This window comes from Vibrio sp. 10N.222.49.A3, assembly GCF_041475145.1.
Taxonomy (GTDB): Bacteria; Pseudomonadota; Gammaproteobacteria; order Enterobacterales; family Vibrionaceae; genus Vibrio; species Vibrio tasmaniensis_A.
Map to the genome: position 1 here is coordinate 1 of NZ_JBFRVM010000327.1, position 278 is coordinate 278.

At 51.1% G+C, this 278-nt stretch carries 1 protein-coding gene; it reads left to right on the top strand.

The window, feature by feature from the left end:
- Positions 1-278: transposase (locus AB4589_RS25410; protein WP_372101958.1), on the top strand; the 278-nt coding region annotated here is incomplete at both ends.

Below are 278 nucleotides of genomic sequence, written 5' to 3' on the forward strand. Positions count from 1 at the left end.
GGACTTTGCGAAAAGACAGATGCAAGGTGAACTTGGTTTTACCGCCGTGCTGCATACCCACAGCCGACAACGAAACTTGCATCCACACCTGCACATTATTGTGGCGGCAGGCCAATACGACCCATCAAGGCGAACGTGGCACAAAGGCAACAAGCATTACCTTTTTAACGCGTTTGCTTTGGCCAAAGTCTGGCGAGCAAGAATGCTAGAGGCCATTAATCAGCATCCAACGTTGTGGCTGCCGAGTGGCATACCCAAGCAATGGGTGGTCGATTGTA